The sequence below is a fragment of the Marinobacter sp. M3C genome, from assembly GCF_023311895.1.
Lineage (GTDB): Bacteria > Pseudomonadota > Gammaproteobacteria > Pseudomonadales > Oleiphilaceae > Marinobacter.
In genome coordinates this window covers 3,774,035-3,800,987 of sequence record NZ_CP092284.1, presented here as the reverse complement: position 1 = coordinate 3,800,987, position 26,953 = coordinate 3,774,035, and the positions used below count along the sequence as shown (strand labels likewise).

Annotated in this window: 28 protein-coding genes and 1 pseudogene; 17 read left to right on the top strand and 12 right to left on the bottom strand. The window is 55.1% G+C overall.

Annotated elements, in window-relative coordinates:
* Positions 1-135: 135 nt before the first annotated feature.
* From MIH18_RS17795 to MIH18_RS17785, 3 genes are read left to right on the top strand one after another with little or no spacing between them, the layout of a single operon-like run.
* Positions 136-2,967 carry a molybdopterin cofactor-binding domain-containing protein gene (locus tag MIH18_RS17795; RefSeq protein ID WP_249013134.1) on the top strand — a complete coding sequence of 944 codons (2,832 nt, stop codon included), beginning with the start codon at positions 136-138 and terminating at the stop codon, positions 2,965-2,967.
* Positions 2,968-2,993: 26 nt separating this feature from the next.
* Complete coding sequence (locus MIH18_RS17790; RefSeq protein WP_249009037.1) at positions 2,994-3,539, top strand: (2Fe-2S)-binding protein; 546 nt, start codon at positions 2,994-2,996, stop codon at positions 3,537-3,539.
* Positions 3,540-3,541: 2 nt separating this feature from the next.
* Complete coding sequence (locus MIH18_RS17785) at positions 3,542-4,753, top strand: cytochrome c (protein ID WP_249013133.1); 1,212 nt, start codon at positions 3,542-3,544, stop codon at positions 4,751-4,753.
* 247 nt (positions 4,754-5,000) lie between these two features.
* Here MIH18_RS17785 and MIH18_RS17780 read toward each other — a convergent pair whose 3' ends face one another.
* Together MIH18_RS17780 and MIH18_RS17775 are read right to left on the bottom strand one after the other, a co-directional pair.
* The gene (locus MIH18_RS17780) at positions 5,001-5,765 is read right to left on the bottom strand and encodes a molybdopterin-binding protein (protein ID WP_249013132.1); all 765 of its coding nucleotides are present in this window, start codon (positions 5,763-5,765) and stop codon (positions 5,001-5,003) included.
* Entirely contained in the window at positions 5,758-6,609 is an 852-nt protein-coding gene (locus tag MIH18_RS17775; protein ID WP_249013131.1) for a cytochrome b/b6 domain-containing protein, read from the bottom strand. The genes MIH18_RS17780 and MIH18_RS17775 overlap by 8 nt, the downstream gene beginning before the upstream one ends.
* A 272-nt stretch (positions 6,610-6,881) precedes the next feature.
* Between MIH18_RS17775 and MIH18_RS17770 the strand changes: the two genes are divergently transcribed.
* Complete coding sequence (locus tag MIH18_RS17770) at positions 6,882-7,229, top strand: hypothetical protein (RefSeq protein WP_249013130.1); 348 nt, start codon at positions 6,882-6,884, stop codon at positions 7,227-7,229.
* Positions 7,230-7,402: 173 nt separating this feature from the next.
* On the opposite strand, the gene MIH18_RS17765 is transcribed toward MIH18_RS17770, so the two are convergent.
* On the bottom strand, positions 7,403-8,278 hold the full coding sequence (locus MIH18_RS17765; protein WP_249013129.1) for a mandelate racemase/muconate lactonizing enzyme family protein: 876 nt from the start codon (positions 8,276-8,278) through the stop codon (positions 7,403-7,405).
* A gap of 564 nt (positions 8,279-8,842) precedes the next feature.
* On the opposite strand from MIH18_RS17765, the gene MIH18_RS17760 reads away from it, so the two are divergent.
* Positions 8,843-9,064, top strand: coding sequence for a ParD-like family protein (locus MIH18_RS17760; protein WP_249013128.1), 222 nt, complete (start codon positions 8,843-8,845; stop codon positions 9,062-9,064).
* Positions 9,057-9,347 (top strand): type II toxin-antitoxin system RelE/ParE family toxin, encoded by a 291-nt coding sequence (locus MIH18_RS17755; RefSeq protein ID WP_249013127.1) that lies wholly within the window; start codon positions 9,057-9,059, stop codon positions 9,345-9,347. Before MIH18_RS17760 ends, MIH18_RS17755 begins: the two co-directional genes overlap by 8 nt.
* Positions 9,348-9,405: 58 nt before the next feature.
* On the opposite strand, the gene MIH18_RS17750 is transcribed toward MIH18_RS17755, so the two are convergent.
* The 3 genes from MIH18_RS17750 to MIH18_RS17740 form a co-directional block, all read right to left on the bottom strand.
* Positions 9,406-9,702 (bottom strand): type II toxin-antitoxin system RelE/ParE family toxin, encoded by a 297-nt coding sequence (locus MIH18_RS17750; protein ID WP_249013126.1) that lies wholly within the window; start codon positions 9,700-9,702, stop codon positions 9,406-9,408.
* Positions 9,699-9,908 carry an addiction module protein gene (locus MIH18_RS17745; protein ID WP_249006014.1) on the bottom strand — a complete coding sequence of 70 codons (210 nt, stop codon included), beginning with the start codon at positions 9,906-9,908 and terminating at the stop codon, positions 9,699-9,701. Before MIH18_RS17745 ends, MIH18_RS17750 begins: the two co-directional genes overlap by 4 nt.
* 191 nt (positions 9,909-10,099) lie before the next feature.
* Complete coding sequence (locus MIH18_RS17740) at positions 10,100-10,486, bottom strand: group II intron maturase-specific domain-containing protein (protein ID WP_249018577.1); 387 nt, start codon at positions 10,484-10,486, stop codon at positions 10,100-10,102.
* A gap of 213 nt (positions 10,487-10,699) precedes the next feature.
* Here MIH18_RS17740 and MIH18_RS17735 point away from each other — a divergent pair, with 213 nt between their 5' ends.
* Complete coding sequence (locus tag MIH18_RS17735; RefSeq protein WP_249014645.1) at positions 10,700-11,044, top strand: group II intron maturase-specific domain-containing protein; 345 nt, start codon at positions 10,700-10,702, stop codon at positions 11,042-11,044.
* 148 nt (positions 11,045-11,192) lie between these two features.
* Here the strand turns inward: MIH18_RS17735 and MIH18_RS17730 are convergent, their stop codons facing one another.
* The 6 genes from MIH18_RS17730 to tkt form a co-directional block, all read right to left on the bottom strand.
* Positions 11,193-12,086 (bottom strand): alpha/beta hydrolase, encoded by an 894-nt coding sequence (locus MIH18_RS17730; RefSeq protein ID WP_249013125.1) that lies wholly within the window; start codon positions 12,084-12,086, stop codon positions 11,193-11,195.
* 293 nt (positions 12,087-12,379) lie between these two features.
* Positions 12,380-12,550 carry a hypothetical protein gene (locus tag MIH18_RS17725; RefSeq protein ID WP_249013124.1) on the bottom strand — a complete coding sequence of 57 codons (171 nt, stop codon included), beginning with the start codon at positions 12,548-12,550 and terminating at the stop codon, positions 12,380-12,382.
* A 163-nt stretch (positions 12,551-12,713) separates the two neighbouring features.
* Positions 12,714-13,778, bottom strand: coding sequence for a class II fructose-bisphosphate aldolase (fba, locus tag MIH18_RS17720; protein ID WP_249013123.1), 1,065 nt, complete (start codon positions 13,776-13,778; stop codon positions 12,714-12,716).
* Between the two features lie 40 nt (positions 13,779-13,818).
* Positions 13,819-14,985: a phosphoglycerate kinase gene (locus MIH18_RS17715; RefSeq protein ID WP_249013122.1), complete on the bottom strand. Its 1,167-nt coding sequence runs from the start codon at positions 14,983-14,985 to the stop codon at positions 13,819-13,821.
* 65 nt (positions 14,986-15,050) lie between these two features.
* Entirely contained in the window at positions 15,051-16,082 is a 1,032-nt protein-coding gene (locus tag MIH18_RS17710; protein ID WP_249013121.1) for a glyceraldehyde 3-phosphate dehydrogenase NAD-binding domain-containing protein, read from the bottom strand.
* Positions 16,082-18,082 (bottom strand): transketolase, encoded by a 2,001-nt coding sequence (gene tkt, locus MIH18_RS17705; protein ID WP_249013120.1) that lies wholly within the window; start codon positions 18,080-18,082, stop codon positions 16,082-16,084. The genes MIH18_RS17710 and tkt overlap by 1 nt, the downstream gene beginning before the upstream one ends.
* A 247-nt stretch (positions 18,083-18,329) precedes the next feature.
* Between tkt and MIH18_RS17700 the strand changes: the two genes are divergently transcribed.
* From MIH18_RS17700 to MIH18_RS17655, 10 genes and pseudogenes are all read left to right on the top strand, one after another.
* Positions 18,330-19,331 (top strand): metalloregulator ArsR/SmtB family transcription factor, encoded by a 1,002-nt coding sequence (locus MIH18_RS17700; RefSeq protein ID WP_249013119.1) that lies wholly within the window; start codon positions 18,330-18,332, stop codon positions 19,329-19,331.
* 140 nt (positions 19,332-19,471) lie between these two features.
* Positions 19,472-20,662 carry a methionine adenosyltransferase gene (gene metK / locus MIH18_RS17695; protein WP_249013118.1) on the top strand — a complete coding sequence of 397 codons (1,191 nt, stop codon included), beginning with the start codon at positions 19,472-19,474 and terminating at the stop codon, positions 20,660-20,662.
* A 47-nt stretch (positions 20,663-20,709) separates the two neighbouring features.
* Positions 20,710-22,083 carry an adenosylhomocysteinase gene (gene ahcY, locus MIH18_RS17690; protein ID WP_249014644.1) on the top strand — a complete coding sequence of 458 codons (1,374 nt, stop codon included), beginning with the start codon at positions 20,710-20,712 and terminating at the stop codon, positions 22,081-22,083.
* A gap of 110 nt (positions 22,084-22,193) precedes the next feature.
* A complete protein-coding gene (metF, locus tag MIH18_RS17685) occupies positions 22,194-23,063 on the top strand; it encodes a methylenetetrahydrofolate reductase [NAD(P)H] (RefSeq protein ID WP_249013117.1) in 870 nt (289 codons plus the stop codon).
* Positions 23,064-23,356: 293 nt separating this feature from the next.
* A complete protein-coding gene (locus tag MIH18_RS17680; RefSeq protein WP_249013116.1) occupies positions 23,357-24,115 on the top strand; it encodes a transporter substrate-binding domain-containing protein in 759 nt (252 codons plus the stop codon).
* An 85-nt stretch (positions 24,116-24,200) separates the two neighbouring features.
* Entirely contained in the window at positions 24,201-24,872 is a 672-nt protein-coding gene (locus tag MIH18_RS17675; RefSeq protein ID WP_249006034.1) for an amino acid ABC transporter permease, read from the top strand.
* Positions 24,873-24,885: 13 nt separating this feature from the next.
* Positions 24,886-25,632 (top strand): amino acid ABC transporter ATP-binding protein, encoded by a 747-nt coding sequence (locus MIH18_RS17670; RefSeq protein ID WP_283164065.1) that lies wholly within the window; start codon positions 24,886-24,888, stop codon positions 25,630-25,632.
* A 202-nt stretch (positions 25,633-25,834) separates the two neighbouring features.
* Complete coding sequence (locus tag MIH18_RS17665) at positions 25,835-26,041, top strand: type II toxin-antitoxin system VapB family antitoxin (RefSeq protein WP_249013115.1); 207 nt, start codon at positions 25,835-25,837, stop codon at positions 26,039-26,041.
* Complete coding sequence (locus MIH18_RS17660; protein WP_249013114.1) at positions 26,038-26,418, top strand: PIN domain-containing protein; 381 nt, start codon at positions 26,038-26,040, stop codon at positions 26,416-26,418. The genes MIH18_RS17665 and MIH18_RS17660 overlap by 4 nt, the downstream gene beginning before the upstream one ends.
* A 102-nt stretch (positions 26,419-26,520) precedes the next feature.
* A pseudogene (locus MIH18_RS17655) lies at positions 26,521-26,817 on the top strand (ammonium transporter); the annotation flags it as partial.
* Between the last annotated feature and the right edge of the window lie 136 nt (positions 26,818-26,953).

Below are 26,953 nucleotides of genomic sequence, written 5' to 3'. Positions count from 1 at the left end.
TTGGTGACCGGACGACGGTAAATCGTCTATGTCAAAGCCCAAGGGCTTATGAATGTGGAAGGTACAAACGTATCCATGTTGTCAGATCTTATCTATAGTGAGAGTTAGCAATTCGCACCGATGAGAGATCTTGGTATGTCCAGATGGTCACTATCCCGACGCTCCTTTCTCAAAGGAAGCGCTGTTGCGGGCGTAACTGCCTACCTCGCTCCTTTGGGCAGCGATGCCTTCGGCGCCCTCTTCGAGGGTCGCATACTGTCGCCGACCAATGAGGCGTGGCAGCTTGCGGAGGGTAAAATGCGTTTCCGTCTTGACGGCATCGCCAAGGTGACCGGCAGCAAGGTGTTTGCCCGCGATATCCGGGCGAAAGACATGCCCCACTGGCCGGATCAGCAATCCCACGCCTTTATCATCCGTGCGACCCGCTGTGATCATAGCCTCAAGGACATCAACCTGAGCCGCCTGGAGCAGGACGGGTTAATGCCGGATCGCCTCGTCACCGCGGAAGACATGGAACGGGATAAAATCGAAGTACCCCGTTTTTTCGGCCCCGACTTCTTCCTGGCCAAGGGCGACACGGCAGTCTACCTAGGCTATCCGGTAGCCATGCTGATCTACCACGACTTCGCCCGTTACCGGCTAGCCAAGAACCGCATCCGCTTCGCCGATGATGTAATCGTCTACGGCGAGCAAACACCGCTGCCGGAAAAGCCGCCCTACGGTGCCTTCCGCTACATCCGTGTCGGGGGCGAAACGCCCTTCGCAGAAGACACCTTCTCCGCGCTGCAGGAGACCGTCCTCTATCCGGACTTCCGCAAGCGCCACCCGGTGTGGCCTGAAGCACTGGAGAACGGCAAGAATACCGAAAAGGCGATGTTCTACTCCCAGCAACTGCAGGGCAAACTGGATAATGCGCCTGACGACTGGCTGGTGTTCGAGGGCGAATATAACTCCCAGTACACGGACCATTTCGCAATGGAGGCGGATAACGCCAACTGCTGGTTCGACCAGAGCAAAGGCGATATGCACGTGGTCTGTGGCACCCAGTCGCCCCAGGAACTCGTCAACTGGATGCCAGAACTCCTGTCCAAGAGCACCTTCCAGAGCACGCGCTTCTTCCTGCATCCGGCCTACACCGTGGGCTACGGCTCCAAGGATGCCACCATCTTCCCGTATTACGGGCTGATCGCTGCACTTTACGCGGACGGCAAGCCGGTGCGATTGGCCAACAACCGCTTTGAGCAGTTCCAGGCCACCATGAAACGCCACCCCTTCACCATGAAGAACCGCCTGGCGGTGGATCGAAAGACCGGCAAATTCCAGATTTTCAAACAGGATCTGACAGCCAATGGCGGTGGCCGCGCCAACTTCTCGAACTCTGTGGCCTTCGTAGGCACCACGGCCGCGCAATCAATTTACTACATGCCCAACAGCGATCTGACCGCCACGGCGATATACTCACGCATGCCAGAAGCGGGTTCCTTCCGGGGCTACGGCACCTTGCAGAGCATGTCTGCCACCGAAATGATGGTGGATGAGATCGCCGGCCAGCTGAACATGGACCCCATCGAGCTGCGCCTGCGCAACGTGTTCAAAAGCGGCATGAAGAATACCCAAGGTGCAATTCCGGCCGGCCACCTTCGAGGTGAAGAAATTCTGCGCAAGGCCCAGAAACACGCAATCTGGACCGAGCGTGAGGAACGTAAGCAGGCGTATGAAACCACCCACCCGGAAGAGCGCTACGGGGTCGGGTTTGCGTGCGTGCAGAAAGACTTCGGCCATGGCGCTGAATCCGCCTTCTCCGAAGTTCGCCTGACGCCAGAGGGCCGTATCGAGGTGCGTAACACCGGCGCCGAAATGGGCACCGGCTACTCCACCGGTCAGGCCGCCGTGGTCGCCGCCTGGCTGGGCCGTGCTGCCGATCAGGTGCGTACAGCGGAGATGGAGTGGGACGACATGCAGATGTACGACACCATCAGTCCTTACTTCATTTCCCAGGAGGAACAGGACAAGGCCATTCAAGACCCGCGCTGGACGCCGCTACTCTTGCAGGCTTCCAGTGCCAGCAACTCGGCTTACTATTTTTCATTTCCCACGCTGGAGGCGGCCCGGGTCATCTTCCGCCACGGCCTCTGGCCCGCCGCCCAGGAATACTGGCAGCGCGGGATCGGTGGCGGCCAGTCGGCACCCTATGTGGTGCGCGAGGAAAACGCCCGCTGGGAAGCCGGCCACCTGACGGCCCGTGGCATGGAACCGCTGCCCCTGGAATTCCTGGCCAAACGCGCCCACGAGATGGGCCTGGTCACCGGCGTCATCAGCCACGCCTTCAATCGCTGGGCATGGTCCAGGGCCGACTATGAGATCAACGGTCGATCCGAGAACCTGCCTCTCGACGGACTCGCCGTTCAGTACGGTACAGGCGCCACCGACGCCCAGAAATCCCTGATGACCAGCAAGCGGGGCTATCATTTGCTGACCCGCAAGAATACTTATATCCCACCAACCCAGCGCAATAATGCCGGCGTCACCTACTACAGTGCCTGCGGCACTTTCGTGGAGCTGGCCGTGCATACGGGGACCGGCAAGGTCTCGCTACTGAACCATCACACCTTCCTGGAATGCGGTAACACGCTTGTTGAGCAACTGGTGTCCGGGCAGATTCAGGGCGGCACCGCCATGGGTATCGGCCATGCGCTCTATGAAGAAATGCCTCTATACGAAGACGGCCCCGGCAACGGCACCTGGAATATGAATCGCTACCACATACCCCGGGCCAGTGAAGTCGCTGTGTGGCAGCAAACCTCAGAAATCCTGCCGCCGCTGTCGCGAACCGACCCGCCTAAAGGCATCGCTGAAGTGGTGATGATTCCCATCGTCGGCGCCATCGGCAACGGTGTCGCCCATGCCATTGGCCACCATTTCCGCAGCCTGCCCATTACGCCGGACAAGATCAGGGAGGTCCTATGACAACGGAACAGCCCAAAACCGCCACCATCCCGGCGCGTTCACTGAAGGTCACAATTAACGGACAGGCTCAGCCGGTTGAGGACATCCCCGAAGAGCTGATGATGCTCGACTACCTGCACGAATACCGCAACCTCACTGGCACCCGGTTCGGTTGTGGTCAGGGCATGTGTCGCGCCTGCACGGTGATTGTTGACAAGCCCGACGGCAGCAGCGAGGAAGTGCGCACCTGCATCACCGGCGCCCACTACTTTGACGGTAAGAAAATCCGCACGGTTGAAGGGCACGCACAACGAGACGAAGAAGGCCATATCAAAACCCTCTCCACGGTGCAACAGCAGTTCCTGGAGCATTTCTCCTTCCAGTGCAGCTATTGCGCACCGGGCTTCGTCAATGCTGCCACGGTTCTGGTGGAACGCCTGCAGCGGCAGCCGATCGCGCGTTCACAGCTGGAAAACACCATCAGCGAGGCACTGGAATCGCACATCTGCCGATGTACCGGCTATGTGCGTTATTTTGAAGCCGTCCGCGATGCCGTTCTGAAGACACCGGGCACCACCAAAGAGGCGAGCTGATTATGAACTATCGCAGCATCCTCGTAACGGCCCTCGCGCTGGGCCTGAGCACCACCAGTGTCTGGAGCGCGACATCAGACAACAGCACCCTGGAGCAGGGTCAGTATCTCGTCCGCGCTGCTGACTGTGCCGCCTGCCATACTAAGGAAGGCGGTACGCCCTACGCAGGCGGAGCTCCGATAGCAACACCATTCGGGACCGTTTACGGCACCAACATCAGGCCCGACAAGGAGTACGGCATCGGCGATTACAGTGCCGATGAGTTCTACCACGTGCTGACTGAAGGCGAGCTGCCCGATGGCACCCAACTCTATCCGGCGATGCCGTACACGGCCTACCACAGCATTGCCCGTTCGGATTCGGATGCCATGTACGCCTACCTGATGAGTCTTAAGCCGTTGAACATTGAGGCTCCGGAAACCGACCTCAGCTGGCCTTTCAGCATGCGCTGGACGCTTAACTTCTGGAACCTCATGTTCGCCGGCGAGAGCCCCGGCGACGCTAAGGACCAATCCGAGCAATGGCAGCGGGGTCGTTATATGGTGGATGTTCTGGGACATTGCGGGGAATGCCATACACCGCGCAACGCCCTGGGTGCGCTGGAACGCGACAATCATCTTCAAGGCGGCGTTATTGCCGGCTATGAGGCCCCCAGCCTGACGCCAGACGAACTCGCCGACCGCGGCTGGACACCCGAGGACCTGCAAACCTTCCTCCGCGAAGGCATGAGCGACCAGGGCACCATGTTCAGTGAGATGTACACCGTCTTTCATCACAGCTCACGCTATCTGCGTGACGAGGACCTGAAGGCCATGAGCCTTTACCTGATGGGCGAAAACCCGCCGGACGCCCGGATCGTAGACGCAGGAAACCGTGCAGGTGCCGACAGTCCTGGCCGTCGCCATTACCTCAACGTCTGCGCCGGTTGCCACGGAGCACAAGGCGAGGGAGTGCCCCATGTGGCAGTTGCCATGGAGGGGAATACCACCTTGCGTCTCGACGACGGCCGTAACCTGGTGAAAGTAATTTACGACGGTATTGGCGCCCAGAAATTCAGTGGCTTCGAGCGCATGCAGGCCATGCCCGGTTTTGCCGACAAGCTGAGCAGTGCGGAAATCGCCGAACTCGTGAACTATCTGCGCCAGACGTGGGGCGGTCTGGATGCGACCATTGATGCCGCGGCCGTGGACGAGTTGACCGCGAAGAACGAATAAATAAACAAAGGGCGCCAATGCGCTGGTTTGTACCGGATTGGATGAAGATCGGCATTACGATTGGGAAAACAGCCATCGGGGCCAGGTCTTGCGTTTTGCCTCTCGAATAATCCGGCTAGTGATTACCCATCAGGCAGTAAACGTGGCATTCCCAGTTGAAGATCTCACACACTTCGTCGAAAACTGACAAAAAAAGGCGCGGCGGTCTGGCCATTCCCTGGCGGCTACCTCGACTCCGTTATTTCCATTATATTCCCGCGTACCAGGCATAGCCTCGATCTTCCCAGAACCCGCCGTTGCCGCCACCGATGTCGTCAAAACTGTCTACAACTTCAATAGACATAATGTACTTGGCCATTTTATAGCCGAGTTGCCGTTCCACTCGCAGCCGAAGCGGCGCGCCATTGCCGATAGGCAAGGCTTCACCGTTAAGCTCGTAGGCAAGCAGGGTTTGAGGGTGCTCTGCATCTTCCATATCGATGCTTTCGTAATACCGGCTTTGGGAAGAGCCGTATCCATCGGCGCAGTGGAACACCAGGTACCGTGCGCCGGGCAGCGGCTGCACTTGTTTCAGTAAGGCGTTCAGGCGCGCGCCCGTCCATTCACCAATAGCGCTCCAGCCTTCAACACAATCGTGGCGGGTAATCTGGGTGCGTGATGGCAAGGCTCGAATTGCTGCCATGTCGAGGTTCATCGGGTTTTTCACTCGCCCGCCCACTTTTAGAACATAGTCCCTGAAGTTGTTAGCGGCGAGCTCAAGGTATTCAGAAGTCTGGGGGTTGGTACTGCCGTTCTGGCGAAATTGCGGCGAAATGTCTTCGCGGGCGAACTCCCTGGCCATGCCTTTCCTTGGCGTTATTGCATGTTGTGCCACATCACTCAGGGTTTCACCGCTGCTCAGAATGTCCGTAAACCAAGCGGTGCGGGACAGGCTGTCGCAACCAGTCAGAGTGAGCAAACCCCCTGCGCCGGCCAGAGCTTTGAGAATACTGCGCCGAGTGGAATCAGTCATCGCGATTCTCCTTATGATTGTTGTGTTCCGCGTCGGTACGGTAGCGGTAATGACCGGTAATCATGGATCTCAGATTATTCAGAGGCCCGGTGATGATGACTTCAAACAGGTGTACTACCACGAACAACACCAGGCCAGAAGCCGCCAGAAAGTGAATGCTACGCGCAGATTGCCGGCCTCCGTACAAGGTCAGAAAGTCACTCATTACGGTGTCCATGCGAGGAGACATGCAAAGGCCGGTGGTAACGATCAACGACCCAAGGCCAAAAATAACGAACAGGTAAGCGAGCTTCTGCAAAACGTTGTAGCGCGTAGCGGCTTCACCGGCAGGGTGCCTGAACCTGATGTGGTCCATTACCGACCCGCCAAAGCCGCGCCAGTCTGCCCGGGTGGGTATCAACTCGCGCAGGTGGCCGCTGAACGCCGCCCAAATAAGAAACAAGGAGGCGTTGATCACCAATAGCCAGGCGAAAAAGAAATGCCAACTCCGGCCCATGGACAGCCAGCGCCCGCCGGGAATCGTTAACCATGACGGAAAGGCCCGTTGGTCTGCATTGCCCCCTTCGCCACCGGAAAGCCCGAGTACGCCAGTGGTCTCAAGGCTATGGCCATAGAGACGAACCTGACCTTCAATACCCGACTGTTCCGTGTTGCGAGCGTCGATGGCTAACCAGGGCGCGTCAAAATCCGAGGCCGAGCCCCAGTAAAGGTAAGGATGAGCATTGAAAATCTGAAGCCCACTCAATAAAAGAATGGACAAGCAGAGCGCGCTGACCCAGTGAGCCAGTCGCATAGGCAAACGGTGCTTGTAAAACGTGCGGTGATGTCCCTTCAAACGCGGCATGTTGTTTGCTCCTTGGTCAGCAAGGGCACCTGACTCAAAAAATAACCCTTAATCTTAGGGAATACTACCCAAGTGCATCGGCGGAGGTATCACTGATGTATAAAAAAATCTTAAACAGAAGGTCACGGCGGCGGACTGCCATCCGTTACAGAATCGTGAAGTTTTTGCTACACATTTTTAAACACCTTGTGATTGCCACGTGATGGCAGCCGCCCAGTATCGTTAACGGGCCGGCTCATCGGGCAGGCCGAAACCACTCAGGAGAAACAACAATGAACAAACTCATGACAATCGCTGCAACGTGTGTATTCGGTTTTATGGCAAGTGCCGCACAGGCAGGCAATATGGATGCCGGCAATGACATGATGAAGGACGGTACGAAATCGTCGATGGAACACGACAACATGAAAAAAAATACTATGTCGAATGACAAGGGCCACAGCATGAAAAGCGACGGCATGGCAAAAGACACCATGGGCATGAAAGATGATGGTATGGCCATGGACGACGACGAAAAGCCCATGCATGACGACATGAAGAAAGACAGTATGAAGAACGACAACATGAAGTCTGACGGTATGAAGAATAACATTACGAAAAAATCAGACGCAATGAACTGATCTGGTGGCTTTGGCCTGATCCGGCCACTTTCGAGATTGTGGCACTAAGCCAACTCCATCGACGTCAACGGCTAATGGTTAGTTAATCCGCGGGCTGTTATGAAGAAAATCCGGAAGGTAGAAACAAAAAAGGCAAATCAGTAAGTTACTGATTTGCCTTCTAATATTGCGGCTTACTCATACACATCAAGCAGCGTCAGTTTCTCAAAATCCGGAACCACACCCAACCCCGGGCGATCACTGAGGGTCATCCGGCCGGAACAAACCTCAGGCGCTCCGGTTGCCAACTGGGAGGTGTTGTAATTGTGGAGATCCGTTGTCGTCAGCAACGCTTTTGCCGGGGTGCTGGCCGCCAGATGCGCATAGGCTGCTGTGGCTATACCACTGCCCCAGGCATCTTCAATGGTCATCGCTATGCCAGCATCTACGCACACATCCCGAATGACCCGTGATGGCGTCAGACCGCCAACCCGACTGATCTTCAGGGCCATGGCGTCCATGGCATCGTCGCGCAAGGCCCGTTGCACATCGGCCAAGCAGTTCAGGCTTTCGTCCAGTTTAACCGGGTGGCGAATTCGACGGCGAACCGACAGGCACTCCTCGTAGCTGTAACAGGGCTGTTCAAGATAGATCTCCAGATCTTCAAGCGCCCGCGAGAATCGCACCGCTTCGTCCTGCCGCCAGGCCCGGTTGATGTCGCACATCCAAAGCTCGTCTGCATGTTTGGCCTTGCTCAGAGCGCGAACCAGATCGATATCGTCCTCAACACTGTGACCCAGCTTGATCTGAAAACGACGAAACCCTTCTGATCGAAACTGGCGCAAAGATTCTTCCATTTCATCCAATTCCGCCAATGGAACATTTCGGTGCAGCGGCATAGACGGCGAGAGCAGCCCGCCGAGCAAAGCGTAGACTGGCAGCCCGGCATGCTTGCCCAACAAATCCCAGCAGGCAATATCGATGGCCGCCTTGGCAACCGCATGCCCGGTCAGCGCCTGGTTCATGCACTCGTGAATACGCGTGGTGTGCGTGGGGTCCTCACCTATCACACTGGGCGCCAGCAGCGACAGACAAGAGGGGACCCCCTCGGAAAAGGCCGCCATATAGGGCCGCAGGGGCAGGCTTCACCGTAGCCATGCAGCCCCGTATCCGTGGTCACCACCACTGTACTGGTAAACACCTGATGCGATCTTCCTCCCGCAAAGGCATAAGCCTTACCCGTGTAGGTTAAATCTGCCGTATACACAGCAATACTCTCAATACGCATGTCGCGCCTCCTCGTCCTGTAGCGTTCAGTTTCGCTTCAGCATAGTAGTCGCGGGCTTATGGCGCCGAGATTTCCTTACCTGAATCTGCGACTTCGCATGGTACTGGTGGGCCATTCCCTGGCTCCTTCCGTGGCTCTAATTGAGGCGGGATAGATTGAAACGATTACAATGAAATGGCAAGGCTAGGGCAAAACGCGAGACCTGACCCCGGCTCTTTTTAACGCCTCGATTTGCGACTACTTTGTAGCGTCAGCGGAAAAACAGTCCGACAACAGCGCCTTGTTAAAAATTGCCTCAATTGTGGCGCATTGCTACAATTGAGGCAACTCAATGCAGGAGGTACAGATGGCTACGAACAGTATTCGCTTAGACCAAAACCTAATTGAAAGGGCCACTATTATGGCCAAAGCGCTTAATCGAACTCCGCCCAAACAAATAGAACATTGGGCAAAAATCGGCGAGATGATGGAAGATAACCCCGATTTACCTTACGAGCTTGTAAGACAGGCCATCATCGCGCAGGCAGAGCGCGACGCCGGAAAGCTGGAGGCCTACGATTTTGGTTAAAGCCACCCGTGTATTACAGACCCCTACATTCAAAAAAGCGGTAAAGAAGCTCAAGCCCAACCAGAAGAAAGACCTTGATTTGGCCGTTAAGGACCTAATGGCCAACCCCAACATTGGCGAGCAGAAGAAAGGGGGTCTGGCCTTTCTGCGAGTGCATAAGTTCAAAATGAACAAACAACTGACACTGTTGGGCTATAGTTTTGATGATGGCGCCCTTGTCCTTGAACTCATGGCCCTGGGCTTACACGAAAACTTCTACCGCGATATCAAGCGGGAAGAGTGACGTTGTAACGCCTTAGCTCACGAGCGGCAGCGAAGCTGCTGTCTTGTGCAGCTGATTGTTACGTTCTGGTCTTCCAACGACCTGGGTGTCTGCTGCCGTGTATAACCGCAATGACTTGGACAGTCTGAGCTTCTATCCTGAAGTAGACACCAAAAGGGAAGCGCTTGAGCAGGACTCGGCGGATGTCTTTATAAAAAACTGGATAGAGCAGTGGATTACTTCCAAGATTATCAAACGAAGCACTGACTGAATCAAGGAATTCACCGCCCAGACCAGACATTTGCAGTTGATACCATTCAGCGGCTTCTCGAAGATCTGACTCGGCTTCGTCCCTGAGCCGAACGTCGTATATCATAATTCCCTACGCAGAGCTTCCAGGACTCCAAAGGCCGGAGCACCGATATTCCGATCGATTGAGTAGGCTTGAAGCCGCTTGTCTAGCAAGACTTTTTGCTCTTCGGTGATCGCAAGTGAACTTTGATCGACTGCGATGCTATCCCAGAGCTCCTGCACTAGCTGAATACGGTCTGCCACGGGAATCTCTCTCAAGGATTCTTTCATGCCGATTGCCTCAATATGGAACGGATCAACACTCTGATCATACTAGAACATCGGTTGTCGAGGAATGGAACATGGGACTGAAGTTCGTGAGTATGAAAGTAATCGGGATAGGGAGGCACCTCACGGCACCCCTCCCCCCACACCACCGGGCATACGGATCACGTACCACGGCGGTTCGGTTGATTGAGTTGTCAGCAATCCACAAGGTCCGGGAGCCCCATAGAGGCAAAGTACTGCCTCGGCAGGGCCTGCCTTAACCCCGGACTATGGCTCAAACGCCACGGGCCATGAGCAGACTTGGCCGTATTCCAGGCCAGCTTTACACTCACTCCGCGCTTGCGCAACTGGCGGTAACCGGATCGCTCCCATTGCTTTAAGTGATAACACCGGAGCTTGCGACGTACCCATTTTTCCAGATCCCGGATCGGCGATTTCACTTGCGCAAAACCGTAATAGCCTTTCCAACCTCTCAGGTATACCACTAACTCACCCATCACCGTTTGCATGGTACGACCTCGCGTTCGCCGGGTGATAGCTCGAACGCGATACTTGAACTGCTGAATCGCGTCTTCGCTCACCTTGCGTCGCTTTTCCCGATCCCGTCGAGTGAACGTGAACCCCAAGAACACTCGCTCCCAGGGACGACCAACCGCGCTCTTTTCCTCATTCACTCTGAGTGTCAGCCGGCAAGATAAGAAGCCGGTGATGCTTGCCAGTACTCGTTGACCGGACCGCTGCGCAAGTTCAAGCAACGCATTCGGGTACTGACGAACCGGAATTGGGGCGTGTCGATGCACTACCAGCTCTTCAGTATCCGCCAGTACCTTCGTGGCTGGATCAACTACTTTGGCATTGCCACTGGCTACCAACGCTGCTGCGATCTGGATCACTGGATTCGCCGTCGCGTCCGGATGGCTTACTGGCGACAGTGGCGCAAGCCGCGCACCAAAGTGAGAAACCTGATGAAGTTGGGTGTTCATGTGCAGTCGGCCGTGGCATGTGGCATCACCAGTAAAGGTCCATGGCGCAGTTCCAAAACTCCGGGCATTCAACAGGCTCTGTCGAACGACTACCTGAAAGCCGAAGGATTGGTATCGCTGCGCGATGGGTGGATCAGGCTTCACCATTCCCGGTGAAACGCCCTGTGCGGACCCGCATGCAGGGTGTTGTGGGGGCTGAGGGTTAGATACCCTCGGCTACCCGATTAGATTACTTGTATTCAGCCAGTGACATTGGATTACAAATCGAAACATCGAGTGGAATAGGCGTTAATTTTAACTGTGTTTAGTTCGCTAATTGCCGTGCATCAAGGATAGCCTGAACCCACTCTCGCGGTTTTTCCTGAGGCAGATTGTGGCCAGCTTTGTCAAACACACGGTGCTGATGAGGCCCTGTAAACTTGTGAGCGTGATGAGCGGTGCCGCCGCTAACACCATCCACATTACCATCTACAGTTATCGTTGCCACTGATATATCTGGCTGCTTTTCAAGCTGAAGTTCAATCTGTGAGACTGCAGGATCGCCTGCGACAAGACCAAAACGATGACGGTAGGAGTGAACTACCACCTCAACAAAATCAGGATTGTCAAACGAAGCAACGGTTGCCTCAAATTCGGCCTCACTAAAATTCCAAGTCGGTGACCACATCTGCCACAACAGTCGTGAGATTTCACGTCGATTCACCTCCAACCCACGGCGCCCACGTTCTGAATGGAAATAATACTGATACCAAAAACTTGCCTCTTCTGATGCAGGCGCTGGTTCCGTCGAACGAGGTATATTCTGAATATTATACGAATTACCGGAGACCAGCGCGCTCACACGATCAGGCCAAAGCGCAGCTACGATGCACGAAGCTCGTCCACCCCAGTCGTAGCCTGCTAGTACTGCTTTTTCTATGGATAAAGCATCCATTAGCTCGAGCAAATCATTTGCCAGTACGGCCTGCTCACCCGAACGCAACGTATCTTTTAATAAAAAGCGTGTAGGTCCGTAGCCCCTCAAATATGGAACTATCACATAAGCGCCTGCATCAATTAACAATTTCACACACTCATCGTAGCAGTGAATATCATAAGGAAAACCATGATTCAATATACATGGCCAACCCTCTTTATCTCCGATTCCGCGGTATGCAATTTCTAATTGTGAAGTAGTGATTCTACTCAACTGTTCCATAGGTCCTCCAGTGTTACAAATGCTATCAATTTATTGTCCGTGACCGGGACCGTGAACGACTTTTGTAGGCCAAGAGCCGCTATTCATGTTTCGTTACCACTCTATCGTTCTGTTTGATCACAATATCTGTCCTCTTAATCTACAGTGATTAAATAGAACGCTTCGTTATTGTGAAAAACTGACCGCTGTAAAACACCCATAACACCAAATAGAGAGCTTCAGCTTTTCCTATAAAAAACTAAACACTACAGCGATAAGACTGAAAGACGCCCTGTAATAGCGTGACCGCTTCATTATTGCAATAACGAAGCATTCTCTACCCTCCTCACCTCAAGCCCCCACCTTTGGGCAGGATTCCGGGCAAACTCACCACGAATCACAAAATAAAAATCAGCGGCCAAAGATGTAGTTGCTACAGGATGCGCAAAGCCAAGAGAAAACAGGGTCAATACAGAAGAACTCATCGGCTGTCATCCTTAACAAGTGGGTGCGTACATCGTACTAATACGTACACACTAGACCCTTTTGGGCCTTATGACTTCCCCCAATTGGTCAAAAAATGCAAAAAAAAGCCCCCGGCTCACACCGAAGGCTTTCCATCAAAACACTACCTACTTCAACACCAAATCACTTCACCTTAGGATTCAACTCCCCACGCTCATAAGCCTCATACATCCGCTCAAGATTAATAGGCTTAATCTTGCTGGCATTACCTGCGCAGCCAAACGCTTCATAACGCGCAATACAAATATCTGACATGGCCACCATGGTGGCTTTCAGGAATTTGCGCGGGTCGAATTCGGCTGGGTTTTCGGCCAGGAAGCGGCGAACGGCGCCGGTGCTTGCCAGGCGCAGGTCGGTGTCTATGTTGATTTTGCGCACACCGTGCTTGATGCCTTCCACGATTTCTTCGACGGGTACGCCGTAGGTTTCGGGGATTTGGCCGCCGTATTGGTTGATGATTTTCAGCCATTCCTGGGGCACAGAGCTAGAGCCGTGCATCACCAGGTGGGTGTCTGGAATGCGCTTGTGAATGGCTTTGATTCGCCCGATGTCCAGGGTGTCGCCCGTGGGCGGGCGGCTGAATTTGTAAGCGCCGTGGCTGGTGCCGATGGCGATGGCCAGTGCGTCTACGTGGGTTTTTTTCACGAAGTCGGCGGCTTCTTCGGGGTCGGTCAGCATCTGGCTCATGTCCAGAGTGCCTTCGGCGCCAATGCCGTCTTCTTCGCCCGCCTGGCCGGTCTCCAGGGAACCCAGGCAACCCAGCTCGCCTTCTACCGATACGCCACAGGCGTGGGCCATTTCTACTACGCGGCGGGTAACGTCTACGTTGTATTCGTAGTCGGTCGGGGTTTTGCCGTCTTCACCCAGGGAACCGTCCATCATCACCGAGCTGAAGCCCAGCTGAATGGAACGCTGGCACACGGCGGGGCTGGTGCCGTGGTCTTGGTGCATAACCACCGGGATGTGTGGAAACTCTTCAATGGCCGCCAGAATCATGCGGCGCAGGAAGGGGGCACCGGCGTATTTGCGGGCGCCTGCCGAAGCCTGAACAATCACCGGTGAGTCGGTTTTGTCCGCCGCTTCCATAATCGCGCGCATTTGTTCCAGGTTATTCACGTTAAAGGCTGGCACACCGTAACCATGCTCGGCGGCGTGGTCCAGCATTTGCCGCATCGAAATCAGGGCCATTAGGTTGTCTCCTTAAATTGTACGATTGTTTAAATGCGTTTTATGCGCCGCGCTCTTCCAGCATGGCGACTGCGGGCAGGATTTTGCCTTCTACGAATTCCAGAAAAGCGCCGCCACCGGTAGAAATATAAGAAATCTTCTCACTTACACCGTACTTGTCAATGGCCGCTACGGTATCACCGCCGCCGGCGAGCGAAAATGCAGCGCTGTCGGCGATGGCGTGGGCCAGCACTTTGGTGCCGTTTTCAAACTGATCGAATTCAAATACACCCACTGGGCCGTTCCATAAAATGGTTTTGGCGTTTTTCAGCAGCCCGGCAAACTGGCCGGCGGTTTCGGGGCCTACGTCCAGAATCATATCGTCTTCGGTCACGTCTGAAATGTTGCGAATGGTGGCGGTCGCGGTTTCAGAGAACTCGCTGGCAACCACTACGTCAACCGGCAGCGGAATTTCAACGCGGGAGGCGATGTCTTTGGCTGCGTCTATCAGGTCGTGCTCGCACAGTGACTTGCCTACGGGGTGACCTGCAGCCGCCAGGAAGGTGTTGGCTATGCCGCCACCCACAATAATCTGGTCGCAGACTTTTTCCAGAGCGTTGAGTACGTCCAGCTTGGTGGAGACTTTGGAGCCGCCAACAATGGCAACCACCGGCCTGGCCGGGTTATCCAGAGCTTTACCCAAGGCGTCCAATTCACCTGCCAACAGCGGGCCGGCACACGCCTCGGGGGCAAACTTGCCTACGCCGTGGGTAGAGGCCTGTGCGCGGTGTGCGGTGCCGAAGGCGTCCATCACGTAAATATCGCAAAGCGCGGCGTATTGCTTGGCCAGGGCTTCGTCGTCTTTCTTCTCGCCTTTGTTGAAGCGCACGTTCTCGAACAGCACCACGTCACCGTTAGCCAGGTGCAGGTCTTCGCCGTTCAGGTAGTCTTTAATCAGGCGCACGTTCTGGCCCAGAGCTTTGCTTAGCTGATCGGCCACGGGCTTCAGGGAAGCGGCTTCGTCGTACACGCCTTCTTCCGGACGGCCCAGGTGCGACATCAGCATGACTTTGGCGCCGGCGTTTGCAGCCGCTTTAATGGTGGGCAGCGCGGCACGAATGCGGGCGTCGCTGGTAATGCTGCCGTTTTTCAGCGGTACGTTCAGGTCTTCCCGAATCAGTACGCGCTTTCCTGCCAGATTCAGGTCGGTCATTTTTTTGATGGCCATACTCTTTTTCCCTTCAACAGTTCGTCAGCGTCAAATGTGATTCAGATTTTGAATCTGGTTATAGCTCAGTGCGCTGCCAGCCAGTGCCGGCTGACATCCAGCATGCGATTGGCAAAGCCCCATTCATTATCAAACCAGCACAGCACTTTCACCATGGTTTCTCCGGTAACCCGGGTTTGGCCGCCATCAACCACGCCAGAACGGGAATCGTGGTTGAAGTCTGAGCTGGCCAGCAGTTCGTTGGTGTAACCCAGTATGCCCATCAACGGTAAGGTGGTCGCCGCCCGCTGCAGTATGCCGTTAACGTCGGCTACGGTCACCGGTGTGCGTACGTTCAGCACCATATCAATGGCAGACACGTTTAGCGTGGGCACGCGCATGGCTACAGAGCTGAAGCGGCCCTGCATGTGGGGCAGCAGGCGTTCAATGCCAAGGGCCAGCGCGGTGTCTACCGGTACTATGTTGTGCAGCGCGCTGCGGGTGCGGCGCAAATCCTGATGATGGTAAGCATCAATCACCGGCTGGTCGTTCATCGCCGCGTGAATAGTGGTGGTGGTGCCCTGCTCTATGCCCAGCGCGTCGTCCAGCACTTTGATCATCGGCACCAGACAGTTAGTCGTGCAGGAACCCGCGGCCACAATGCGGTCGTCTTTGTCCATTTCAAGGTGATTGATGCCGTAAACCACCGTGCGATCGACATCGGCTTCGGCCGGCTGCGAGAACAGCAGGCGTTTGGCGCCAGCGGCCAGGTGCTGTTCCGCCGTCGCGCGGTCAGAAAACGCGCCTGAGCATTCCAGTACCAGGTCAATGCCCATTTGCTGCCAGGGCAGTTCGGCCGGGTCGGTGCTGTTTAAAACACGGATCACGTCGCCATTCACCCACAGGCTATCGCCTTCTACCGCCACCGTGCCGTGAAAGCGGCCGTGGGTGGAGTCGTAACGGGTCAAGTGAGCGATGGTGTCGATGTCTGACAACTCGTTAATCGCGACCACTTGGAAGTGGTCGCGATAACCGTTTTCATACAGCGCCCGCAGCACGCACTGGCCGATGCGGCCGTAACCGTTAATGGCAACGCGGAAAGGCGCGGGCTGGGTCATCAAGCTTCCAATAGCTCGGCGGCCACGTCCAGGATGTTATCGACGGTAAAGCCAAATTCCTTGAACAGTTCGCCAGCGGGTGCCGATTCACCAAAGGTTGTCATGCCTATAATGCGGCCGTCCAGGCCGACGTACTTGTACCAGTAATCGGCAATGGAGGCTTCCACCGCGATGCGGTTGGTGACGTCCAGCGGCAATACCTGCTGCTTGTAGTCGGCGCTTTGGGCATCAAAGATGTCGGTAGACGGCATAGACACCACGCGAACGGCTTTGCCTTGCTCACGCAGTTTGGCGGCTACTTCTTGGGCCAAGGCAACTTCGGAGCCCGTCGCAATCAGAATCAGTTCTGGCGTGCCTTCGCTGTCTGACAACACATAGGCACCGCGGGCAACATCGGCAAGTTGCTGCGTAGAACGATCTTGGTGGGGCAGGTTCTGGCGGCTGAATATCAAAGCGGTGGGGCCGTCGGTACGCTCAAGCGCGGCTTTCCAGGCAACGGCGGATTCTACCGCGTCGGCCGGGCGCCAGGTGCTCATGTTGGGCGTGGTGCGCAGGCTGGCCAGCTGTTCAACGGGCTGGTGCGTAGGGCCGTCTTCACCCAGGCCGATGGAGTCGTGGGTGAACACATAGATGGCGCGCTGCTTCATCAGGGCAGCCATGCGTACCGCGTTGCGGCAGTATTCCATGAAAATCAGGAAGGTGGCGCCGTAGGGTACGAATCCGCCGTGCAGGGCCAGGCCGTTCATGATGGCGGCCATGCCGAACTCGCGCACGCCGTAATTGATGTAGTTGCCGCTGGCGTCTTCTTTGGTGACGGTGGTACAGCCACTCCAGATGGTCAGGTTGGAACCGGCCAGGTCGGCAGAGCCGCCCAACAGTTCCGGCAGCATCGGGCCATAGGTGTTCAAGCTGTTCTGGGACGCCTTACGGCTGGCGATGGTTTCGCCTTTATCCTGAACGCTCTGAATGTAAGCCTGGGCTTTTCCGGAGAAGTCGGCGGGCAGGTCACCGGCCATGCGGCGCAAAAACTCGGCGGCCAGTTCCGGCTCGGCTTTCTGATACGCGGCGAAGGTGTCGTTCCAGGCACTTTCGGCGCTCTGGCCTTTTTCTTTCGCGCTCCACTTGGCGTAGATGTCTTCCGGCACTTCGAATGCGCCGTGTTTCCAGCCCAGTGCTTCGCGGGTCAGAACGATTTCGTCTTCGCCCAGCGGTGCGCCGTGTGACGATTCGCTGCCCTGCTTGTTGGGCGAGCCAAAGCCAATCACGGTTTTGCAGCAAATCAGCGTGGGCTGCTCGGTGTTGGCGCGGGCGACTTCAATGGCCGCACTCAGGGCGTCGGCGTTGTGGCCGTCTACGTCGGCAATCACCTGCCAGCCGTAAGCTTCAAAACGCAGCGGCGTGTTGTCGGTGAACCAGCCGTCTACTTTGCCGTCAATAGAGATGCCGTTGTCGTCGTAGAAGCAGATCAGCTTACCCAGCCCCAAAGTACCGGCCAGTGACGACACTTCGTGGGAGATGCCTTCCATCAGGCAGCCATCGCCTACAAAGGTGTAGGTGTAGTGGTCAACAATGTCGTGGCCCGGGCGGTTGAACTGCGCCGCCAAAGTTTTCTCGGCTAGGGCAAAACCGACGGCGTTAGCCAAACCCTGCCCCAAAGGCCCGGTGGTGGTTTCAACACCCGGGGTGTAGCCGTATTCCGGGTGGCCCGGGGTTTTGGAGTGCAGTTGGCGGAAGTTTTTGATGTCATCAATGGAAACGTCGTAACCGCTCAAGTGCAGCAGCGAATATTGCAACATGGAACCGTGGCCGTTTGACAGCATAAAACGGTCACGGTTGGCCCACTGCGGGTTGGCAGGATTGTGGCTTAGGTAATCATTCCACAGCACCTCGGCGATATCAGCCATGCCCATGGGCGCACCCGGATGGCCAGATTTGGCTTTCTGAACCGCATCCATGCTCAGCGCGCGAATGGCGTTGGCGAGATCTTTACGAGAGGGCATCAACATTTCTCCAATGTTTTTCAAGGTAGTAGGGACAAATCCCGATCTGCTGGCCGCGTGTCCGCACTGCCATAACGGCGTTACAACAGCGCGACAATAAAGCGACAACAGAACGCTCAAAAATAAGGCGCATATTTTCGCCGATTACGGTGGGTGGGGGCAAATCGACTTTGCACTAACAATCTATATCAAAAAACTTTGATATAGCACTTGCCTGGCCCAAAAAAGCTCCTTACACTGCATCCCTATGACAAACACCAGCACTGCCATTCCCGACTCCGCTCCGGCGGACGCCCTGGCCACTATCTATAAGGCCAGCGGTGATCCTTTGCGCCTTGAAATTATGCGGGTATTACGGCGGGACACGTTTGGCGTGCTGGAGTTGAGCCAGCTGTTTGATATGCGCCAGTCGGGCATGAGCCATCACTTGAAGGTGATGCACAAGGCCGGCCTGGTGGAGCCACAGCGCGAAGGCAATTCTATTTTTTACCGCCGCCCGTTAAATCTGACCGTGAACACCCTGACGGGACAGACCATTCGCCAGGTGTTTTCCACCGTTGATCAGGTGCCGCTGCCCTTACATTTGCAGGAGAAAATCGACGTGATTCGCGGCCAGCGGGCCGATCAGTCCCAAGTGTTTTTCTCCCGCCACGCGGCGCAATTCCGCGAGCAGCAGGAGCTGATTGCACCGTTCGAGCTTTACGCCAAGCCCGCAGCAAGGCTTATACGCCAACGTGCGCCTAAAAAGAGCTGGCCAACCGCGCTGGAAATCGGCCCCGGAGACGGCAGCTTTTTACCGGTGTTGTCGCCACTGTGCCATCACTTGGTGGCTCTGGATAACAGCCGTGACATGCTGGCCAAAGCGCAGCAGACCTGTATTGATGAAAAGCTAAATAATGTGGATTTGATTGAAGGCGTAACCGACACCCTGCTGGCCCGCGGCGACGGTTTTGATCTGGTAGTGGCCAATATGGTGCTGCACCACGTACCTAGCCCTGCGGATATTTTTCTAGACGCTGCAGCTCTTATGAATAACGGCGCCTGCCTGATTGTCAGCGAGCTGTGCCGCCACGATCAGGTTTGGGCGCGGGAGAATTGCGGTGACCTGTGGCTGGGTTTTGAGCCTGAAGAGTTAACCGCCTGGGCCGCCGATGCGGGCCTGCAATCCCGCGAATGCATATTTATTGGCCTGCGCAACGGCTTTCAGGTGCAGGTTCGGGAGTTTTGGAAGACCACTGCAAAGCGGTGAACACCGGCCTTGCAGGGCATTGAAGATGAATATCAAAAAACTTTGATATAGATGTAAGTGTTATTACGTATACCTATTCAGAAGTACAATTTTGGACCGCTCACATAATTTTAGATCGCTCATAAAAGGAGCCACCGTTAATGTCTGACTACAGTGTTTTCACCTCCGAATCCGTTTCGGAAGGCCATCCGGACAAACTGGCAGACCAGATTTCGGATGCCGTACTAGACGCCATCCTTACCGAAGACCGGCACGCCCGTGTTGCCTGCGAAACCATGGTGAAAACCGGTGTGGCTATTATTGGTGGTGAAGTAACCACCAGCGCCTGGGTAGACCTGGAAGATCTGGTGCGAGGCGTGATTAAGGACATTGGCTATACCTCGTCTGACGTCGGTTTTGACGGCGACACCTGCGGCATTATCAATATTATCGGCAAACAGTCGGTGGACATTGCCCAAGGTGTAGACCGCCAGAAACCAGAAGACCAAGGCGCCGGCGATCAGGGCCTGATGTTTGGCTACGCCAGCAACGAAACCGACGTGCTGATGCCCGCCCCCATCACTTTCGCTCACCGTTTGGTAGAGCGCCAGGCCGAAGCCCGCAAAAACGGCATATTGTCGTGGTTGCGCCCAGACGCAAAAAGCCAGGTGACCTGCCGCTATGAAAACGGCCAGGTTGTGGGCATTGATGCGGTAGTACTGTCTACCCAGCACGACCCAGACGTCAGCCAGGCTGATCTGAAAGAAGCCGTAATGGAGATGATTGTGAAGAACGTGTTGCCGGCAGAATTGCTGCACAAGGGTACCCAGTTTCACATCAACCCCACCGGCAAATTCGTGATTGGTGGCCCGGTAGGCGACTGTGGCCTGACTGGCCGTAAAATCATCGTAGACACCTACGGCGGCATGGCACGCCACGGCGGCGGTGCCTTTTCTGGGAAAGACCCGTCAAAAGTTGACCGTTCTGCCGCTTACGCTTGCCGCTATGTGGCGAAGAACCTGGTGGCTGCCGGTTTGGCCGAGAAATGCGAAATTCAGGTTTCTTACGCGATTGGTGTGGCACAACCCACGTCTATCTCGGTAAACACCTTCGGCACTGGCAAAATCAGCGATGAAAAAATCATTGAACTGATACGCCAGAACTTTGACCTTCGCCCTTACGCTATTACCAACATGCTGGACCTACTGCACCCGATGTATCGGAACACAGCAGCCTACGGTCACTTCGGCCGCGAGCCGCAGCAAGTCACCATAAATGGCGAAACATTTACCACATTCCCATGGGAAAAAACCGATCGCGCGGCAACTCTGAAAGACGCAGCCGGCATTTAATCGATAATGAACTGGAGAACACCCGAATGAGCACTCCCGCAGAAAAAATGAACACCGTTGAAGACTTTAAAGTACGTGACATCTCGCTGGCGGCTTGGGGCCGCAAGGAAATTAACATCGCCGAAGGCGAAATGCCTGCACTGATGGCGCTGCGCCAAAAGTACAAAGCTGAAAAGCCCCTGGCTGGCGCTAACGTGCTTGGCTGCATTCACATGACCATTCAAACAGCCGTGCTGATTGAAACCCTGATTGAACTGGGTGCCAACGTGCGCTGGTCATCATGCAACATCTTCTCTACCCAGGATCAGGCCGCAGCGGCCGTTGCCGCAGTGGGCGTTCCGGTGTTTGCCTGGAAAGGCGAAACCGACGAAGAATACGAGTGGTGCCTGCATCAAACCGTAGGCGCAAACGTGGAAGGCTGGGCGCCCAACATGATTCTGGACGACGGCGGTGATTTGACCGAACTGCTGCACAAAGAATACCCGGCCATTCTGGCCAACTGTCACGGCGTGACCGAAGAAACCACCACCGGTGTGCACCGCCTTCAGGAAATGCTGCGCGACGGCACCCTGAAGATTCCGGCCATCAACGTGAATGATTCCGTCACCAAGGCCAAGAACGACAACAAATACGGTTGCCGTCACAGCCTGAACGACGCCATCAAGCGCGCTACCGACCACCTGCTGTCTGGTAAGAAAGCACTGGTTATCGGTTACGGCGATGTGGGTAAGGGTTCTGCTGCTTCCTTGAACCAGGAAGGCATGATTGTAAAAGTTACCGAAGCCGACCCCATTTGTGCCATGCAGGCCTGCATGGACGGTTTTGAAGTGGTTTCTCCGTACATTAACGGCGAAAACGACGGCACCGAAGCCAGCATCGACAAAGCCATGCTGTCTAAAATCGACATTCTGGTGACCACTACCGGTAACTACGACGTGTGCGATTCCAACATGCTGAAGGCTCTGCGCTCTGGTGCGGTGGTGTGCAACATCGGTCACTTCGATAACGAAATTGACACCGCGTTCATGCGCAAGAACTGGGAATGGGACGAGGTTAAGCCGCAGGTTCACATTGTGTACCGCAACAAAGCGGCCAACGACCACCTGCTTCTGCTGTCTGAGGGCCGCCTGGTGAACCTGGGTAACGCAACCGGTCACCCATCGCGCATTATGGACGGCTCTTTCGCCAACCAGGTGCTGGCTCAGATGTACCTGTTTGAGCGCAAGTTCGCTGACCTGCCAGAAGAAGCCCGCGCTAAAGGCGTGTACGTTCAGGTTCTGCCCAAGCACCTGGATGAAGAAGTGGCCCGTGCCATGGTCGAAGGTTTTGGTGGTGTGATTACCAAAATGACCCAAAAGCAGGCCAACTACATCGGTGTTCCGGTGGAAGGCCCGTACAAGCCGGAAACCTACAAGTACTAGTCATAAAGGCTATCTACAGGTACTTGCTTAAGCACTAAACCGCCACGGCGGATGTGATCACGGGCCAGCTTCGGCTGGCCCGGTTCCAACCCTACATTCTGGACAGCAACATGGAATCCCAAAAACAATTCAAGCGGCGGTTCAGTTTTGAGTTCTTCCCGCCCAAGACCGAACAGGGCAAAATAAAACTGCAAGGCGTTCGCGACGAACTCGCGGCCGTAAACCCGGATTTCTTTTCAGTGACGTTTGGTGCCGGTGGTTCTACCCGCGAACGCACACTGGAAACCGTTTTCAGCCTGCACCAACAGGGCATTTCTGCCGCCCCGCACCTGTCTTGCGTCGGTGGCACCCGGGCAGAAATCAGTGAGCTGCTCGACACCTATAAAGAAAAAGGCATTAACCGCATTGTGGCGCTTCGCGGCGACCTGCCCTCAGGCATGGGTGCAGCCGGTGAATTGCGCTACGCCAACGAGTTGGTGAGCTTTATTCGCGAGCACAGCGGCGATTATTTCAATCTGGAAGTGGCCGCCTACCCGGAGTTTCATCCTCAGGCCCGCAGCGCCGAGGAAGACCTGAAGAACTTCACACGCAAGGTAGAAGCCGGCGCCAACAGCGCTATTACCCAATATTTCTTCAACGCCGACAGCTATTTGTACTTTATTGACCGGCTTGAAAAAGCAGGCGTTACCATTCCTGTCGTTCCCGGCATTATGCCCATTGTTAATTTCTCCAGCCTAGTGCGTTTTTCCGACATGTGCGGCGCCGAAATTCCACGCTGGATACGCAAGCAGTTGGAAGCCTACGGTGACGACAGCGTGAGCATTCGCCAGTTCGGCGAGGAAGTGGTTACCCGCATGTGTGAAAAACTGTTGAAAGCCGGTGCGCCCGGTTTGCACTTTTACACGTTGAACCAAGTTGAACCCAGCCTCGGCATCTGGAAAAATCTTGGATTGGGCGAACGCGAAAAAATATCGTTTTAACCGACACAAACACCCTTAAAAGCTTATAACCATTTGCTAATACGGGTATTTTTTTGCTCTGAAAAAGCCGTAACACGTTTCACGCATTTGATTTTGCACCACAGTCTGAGTAATAGTCTAAAGTGTACTGAGCGCAGTTCTAAACATGGCTCTTAGCATGGTTTTGAACACAGCTCTTAACGTAGCTCTTAAAATAGCTCCGACAATTCGCTCCGGTTATCCCCTGCCCTTACCGGCTCGGAAAACTGTTCATATTGCGACAGCCGGGGTCCTATAAAAACCAAGGAGAAAGCATGAGCACAAAATGGCTGAAAACACTGACGGCTGGTCTGGTTCTGACCGCAGCAGCTGGCACCGTGAGCGCAGAAAAACTGAAAATTGCGACCGACCCTAGCTTCGTACCCTTCGAAATGCTGGACACGGAAACCGGTGAAATGATCGGTTTTGACATGGAAATCATTGCCGAAGTCGCCAAACGTGCCGGTTTCGAATATGAAATGAATACCATGGACTTCAACGGTATTATCCCGGCCCTGCAAACTGGCAGTATCGATATTGCTGTTGCTGGCATCACCATCACGGAAGCTCGCGGGAAAATCGTCGACTTTTCTGACCCGTACTACGATTCGGGCCTGCGCCTTCTGGTACGCGTTGATAACGACGACATTCTGGAATTCAAAGATCTTGAAGGCAAAAAGGTCGGCTCCAAAATCGGCAGCACCAGCTACGATTACCTGACCAACAATCTGGAAGATAGCGCTGGCGTAACGCCCTATCCGGGCAGCGCAGATATGTATCTGGCGCTGATGTCCCGCTCTGTTGATGCGGTGTTCTACGACGCCCCCAACGTGGCCTATTTCGCCCGTACCAAAGGTGAAGGCAAAGTAAAAACCGTTGGCGCCCTGTATGAAGGTCAGCAGTACGGTATTGCCCTGAAGGCCGGTAGCGAATGGGTAGACGAAGTGAACACTGCTCTGGCAGAAATCCGCGAAGACGGCACCTACAAAACCATTTATGAAAAATGGTTTGGCCCTCTGCCCGAAGCTAAGTAAGCTCGGGGTTTAACGATCTGTTCTACTGCACCGGGGCCACGAGCCCCGGTGTTTTATCTCGCTAACTCCCGCGGAGACATTCACTGTGGAATCACAGTTCCAATTTGACTGGCAAGCCGCCATAGATTCCATACCCTTCCTGGCGAAGGGTATTCCTTACACGTTGATGATTTCGTTCGGCGGCCTTGTTATTGGTTTTCTGCTGGGCATTTTGTTTGGCTTGTTAAGCATTAACAAACACTGGTATTTGCGCTGGCCGGCAACGGCTTATATTGAAATATTCCGCGGCACGCCCATTCTGGTGCAAGTGCTGTTCATATTTTACGGTTTGCCCGACCTTGTCGGCGGCCCGATTGACCCGCTTGTCGCCGGTATTGCGGCCATCGCCCTGAATTCGGGTGCCTATATTTCCGAAGTGGTTCGTGGTGGCGTGCAGTCTATTGACCGCGGCCAAACCGAGGCTGGCCTGTCACTGGGTTTGTCCCGTACCCAGAGCTTTTGGTCGATTGTGTGGCCCCAGGCGTTTCGCCGGATGATTCCACCCCTCGGTAACCAGGCCATCGTCAGCATTAAAGACACCTCGCTGTTTTCTGTTATCGGCGTGGGTGAACTGGTTCGCCAGGGCCAGGTGTACATTGCCAATACCTTCACCGCCTTTGAGGTGTACTTTGTAGTGGCCCTTATGTATCTCGCTATAACCCTGTCGCTATCTATAGTTCTGCGCTACATGGAAAAGCGCGGTTTGGCCTCTGTGTGAAGGAAACTGACTGATGACCCATATTGTGCAGCTCAAACGCATGAACAAGTACTTCGGCAAGCTTCACGTGCTGAAAGATATCGATCTGGCCGTAGAAGCTGGTGAAGTGGTGGTGATTATCGGCGCCAGCGGCTCCGGCAAATCCACCTTGATCCGCTGCGTGAACGGTCTGGAAGAATTCGAATCTGGCCACCTGGAAGTCGACGGCCACAAACTGGCGCCCAAAGGCGGCAACCAGGAATCTCTGGCTGAAATCCGCAAAGAAGTGGGCATGGTGTTCCAGCAGTTCAACCTGTTCCCCCACCTGTCGGTGAAGAAAAACATTATGCTGGCACCTATGAAGGTTAAAAGTGCCGATAAAACCGTTGCTAATGCCACTGCAGATCGCTTGCTGGAACGCGTTGGCATCAGCGATCAGGCCGACAAGTTCCCCAGCCAGCTGTCTGGCGGCCAGCAGCAACGGGTAGCCATCGCCCGCGCCCTGGCGATGGAGCCGCGGGTTATGCTGTTTGACGAACCCACCTCGGCGCTAGACCCGGAAATGGTTGGCGAAGTGCTGGACGTTATGCGCGAACTGGCCAAAGAAGGCATGACCATGATGGTGGTGACCCACGAAATGGGCTTCGCCCGCGAAGTGGCCGACCGGGTGATTTACATCCACGAAGGCCAGATTGTGGAAGAAGGCAAACCCCACGACGTGTTCGACAACCCCCAGAACGAACGTACCCAGGCGTTTCTGTCACGGGTGCTGGCCCACTGATGGGTTGTTGACGTTGAGTGACAGCGTTCATTAAAGAGTAACAACAAAGTCCCCGTATTCGGGGGCTTTGTTGTTTTAAGCCTCGCTCACCGGCCTGGTCGACGTAGCCAGCAGGAACTTCGGGCACACCTTACTTGAACGTGCCATCTTTTGATGCTAGTTTTGATGCATATAGTCATCAAATTAAAGATCAGGAGGCGTCATGCGGACAACCGTAACCATCGACGACGAGCTATACCAGCAGGCGCTCAGCATGGCTGATCCCGGCATGGACAAGGCGGAACTGTTTCGGGAAGCAATAAAAGTGTTTGTAAGAACTCGCGCCGCCAAACGCCTGGCGGCGCTGGGTGGTACCGCACCCGAAATGCAAGACATCCCTCGCCGCCATGAAGACGCTCCGGCGTCATGAATGTACTGGTTGATACATCCGTCTGGGCGGAGCACTTTCGTAATCGCAGTACAACGCTCACCAAGCTGTTGCTCTCAGACCGAGTTCTGACACACCCCATGGTGGTTGCCGAACTGGCTTGCGGCACGCCGCCCTCACCGCGCGCACAAACCCTCTCTGATATCGGTCTACTGGAACCCGCGGACCAGGCAAGTATTGCCGAAGTGAGGATTCTGATTGAACAGGAAAAGCTCTACGGTTTAGGTTGTGGACTAGTGGATATTGTTCTCCTGGCGTCCACATTGATTACACCGAGCGCCCGACTGTGGACCTTCGACAAGCGACTGGAAAGGTTGGCGGAGCGTTTCGATATCCATTATTCAGGGCTCAAGCAATAGCTCTCAGCTGTGTCAGCAAACGTCGGATCTGCGGAGCATGATTGCCTGTGCTCTTCGGTGTGCTCCAAATAATAGACACACAGACACCACGACCTGCGTTGCGTTATCGGCCTGGACAAGCTGCGCATTGATGACCCTGTCGGCGCTATTTCAGCCCACGGAGTTTGTGGTCTGCTAGGTCTGCTGCTGGTACCGGTGACCAACGATGGTGCCAGTTTCAGCGGCCAGCTCATAGGCGCTGCAACCATTTTTGGCTGGGTGTTCATGGCTAGCTTGGTTACCTGGGGCGTTATCAAGGCGGTCATGGGCTTACGTGTCAGCGAAGAGGAAGAGTACGAGGGCGTGGATATTGCCGAGTGCGGCATGGAAGCCTACCCGGAGTTTGTTAGCAGCAAGTAGCAAAGCTGTGAACAGCAGTGACAAGGGGCGCCCAAATGGGCGCCCCTTCGCATTTTGAGGCATCCATTTTAGAAATCTGACACGTTTCCCGGGTTTAAGCTGATCGAAACTGCCACTTGAGCTAACATATGACACA

Excerpts from the sequence above, each read along its gene's own strand:
- metK (WP_249013118.1), top strand. The coding sequence starts at position 19,472 with ATGTCTGACTACAGTGTTTTCACCTCCGAATCCGTTTCGGAAGGCCAT.
- MIH18_RS17670 (WP_283164065.1), top strand. The coding sequence starts at position 24,886 with ATGACCCATATTGTGCAGCTCAAACGCATGAACAAGTACTTCGGCAAG.
- MIH18_RS17745 (WP_249006014.1), bottom strand. The coding sequence starts at position 9,908 with ATGAAAGAATCCTTGAGAGAGATTCCCGTGGCAGACCGTATTCAGCTA.
- fba (WP_249013123.1), bottom strand. The coding sequence starts at position 13,778 with ATGGCCCTGATTTCGATGCGGCAAATGCTGGACCACGCCGCCGAGCAT.
- MIH18_RS17665 (WP_249013115.1), top strand. The coding sequence starts at position 25,835 with ATGCGGACAACCGTAACCATCGACGACGAGCTATACCAGCAGGCGCTC.
- MIH18_RS17750 (WP_249013126.1), bottom strand. The coding sequence starts at position 9,702 with ATGATATACGACGTTCGGCTCAGGGACGAAGCCGAGTCAGATCTTCGA.
- MIH18_RS17785 (WP_249013133.1), top strand. The coding sequence starts at position 3,542 with ATGAACTATCGCAGCATCCTCGTAACGGCCCTCGCGCTGGGCCTGAGC.
- tkt (WP_249013120.1), bottom strand. The coding sequence starts at position 18,082 with ATGCCCTCTCGTAAAGATCTCGCCAACGCCATTCGCGCGCTGAGCATG.
- MIH18_RS17780 (WP_249013132.1), bottom strand. The coding sequence starts at position 5,765 with ATGACTGATTCCACTCGGCGCAGTATTCTCAAAGCTCTGGCCGGCGCA.
- MIH18_RS17710 (WP_249013121.1), bottom strand. The coding sequence starts at position 16,082 with ATGACCCAGCCCGCGCCTTTCCGCGTTGCCATTAACGGTTACGGCCGC.
- MIH18_RS17660 (WP_249013114.1), top strand. The coding sequence starts at position 26,038 with ATGAATGTACTGGTTGATACATCCGTCTGGGCGGAGCACTTTCGTAAT.
- MIH18_RS17775 (WP_249013131.1), bottom strand. The coding sequence starts at position 6,609 with ATGCCGCGTTTGAAGGGACATCACCGCACGTTTTACAAGCACCGTTTG.
- MIH18_RS17700 (WP_249013119.1), top strand. The coding sequence starts at position 18,330 with ATGACAAACACCAGCACTGCCATTCCCGACTCCGCTCCGGCGGACGCC.
- MIH18_RS17760 (WP_249013128.1), top strand. The coding sequence starts at position 8,843 with ATGGCTACGAACAGTATTCGCTTAGACCAAAACCTAATTGAAAGGGCC.
- MIH18_RS17795 (WP_249013134.1), top strand. The coding sequence starts at position 136 with ATGTCCAGATGGTCACTATCCCGACGCTCCTTTCTCAAAGGAAGCGCT.
- MIH18_RS17770 (WP_249013130.1), top strand. The coding sequence starts at position 6,882 with ATGAACAAACTCATGACAATCGCTGCAACGTGTGTATTCGGTTTTATG.
- metF (WP_249013117.1), top strand. The coding sequence starts at position 22,194 with ATGGAATCCCAAAAACAATTCAAGCGGCGGTTCAGTTTTGAGTTCTTC.
- MIH18_RS17715 (WP_249013122.1), bottom strand. The coding sequence starts at position 14,985 with ATGGCCATCAAAAAAATGACCGACCTGAATCTGGCAGGAAAGCGCGTA.
- ahcY (WP_249014644.1), top strand. The coding sequence starts at position 20,710 with ATGAACACCGTTGAAGACTTTAAAGTACGTGACATCTCGCTGGCGGCT.
- MIH18_RS17680 (WP_249013116.1), top strand. The coding sequence starts at position 23,357 with ATGAGCACAAAATGGCTGAAAACACTGACGGCTGGTCTGGTTCTGACC.
- MIH18_RS17730 (WP_249013125.1), bottom strand. The coding sequence starts at position 12,086 with ATGGAACAGTTGAGTAGAATCACTACTTCACAATTAGAAATTGCATAC.
- MIH18_RS17735 (WP_249014645.1), top strand. The coding sequence starts at position 10,700 with ATGCACTACCAGCTCTTCAGTATCCGCCAGTACCTTCGTGGCTGGATC.
- MIH18_RS17725 (WP_249013124.1), bottom strand. The coding sequence starts at position 12,550 with ATGAGTTCTTCTGTATTGACCCTGTTTTCTCTTGGCTTTGCGCATCCT.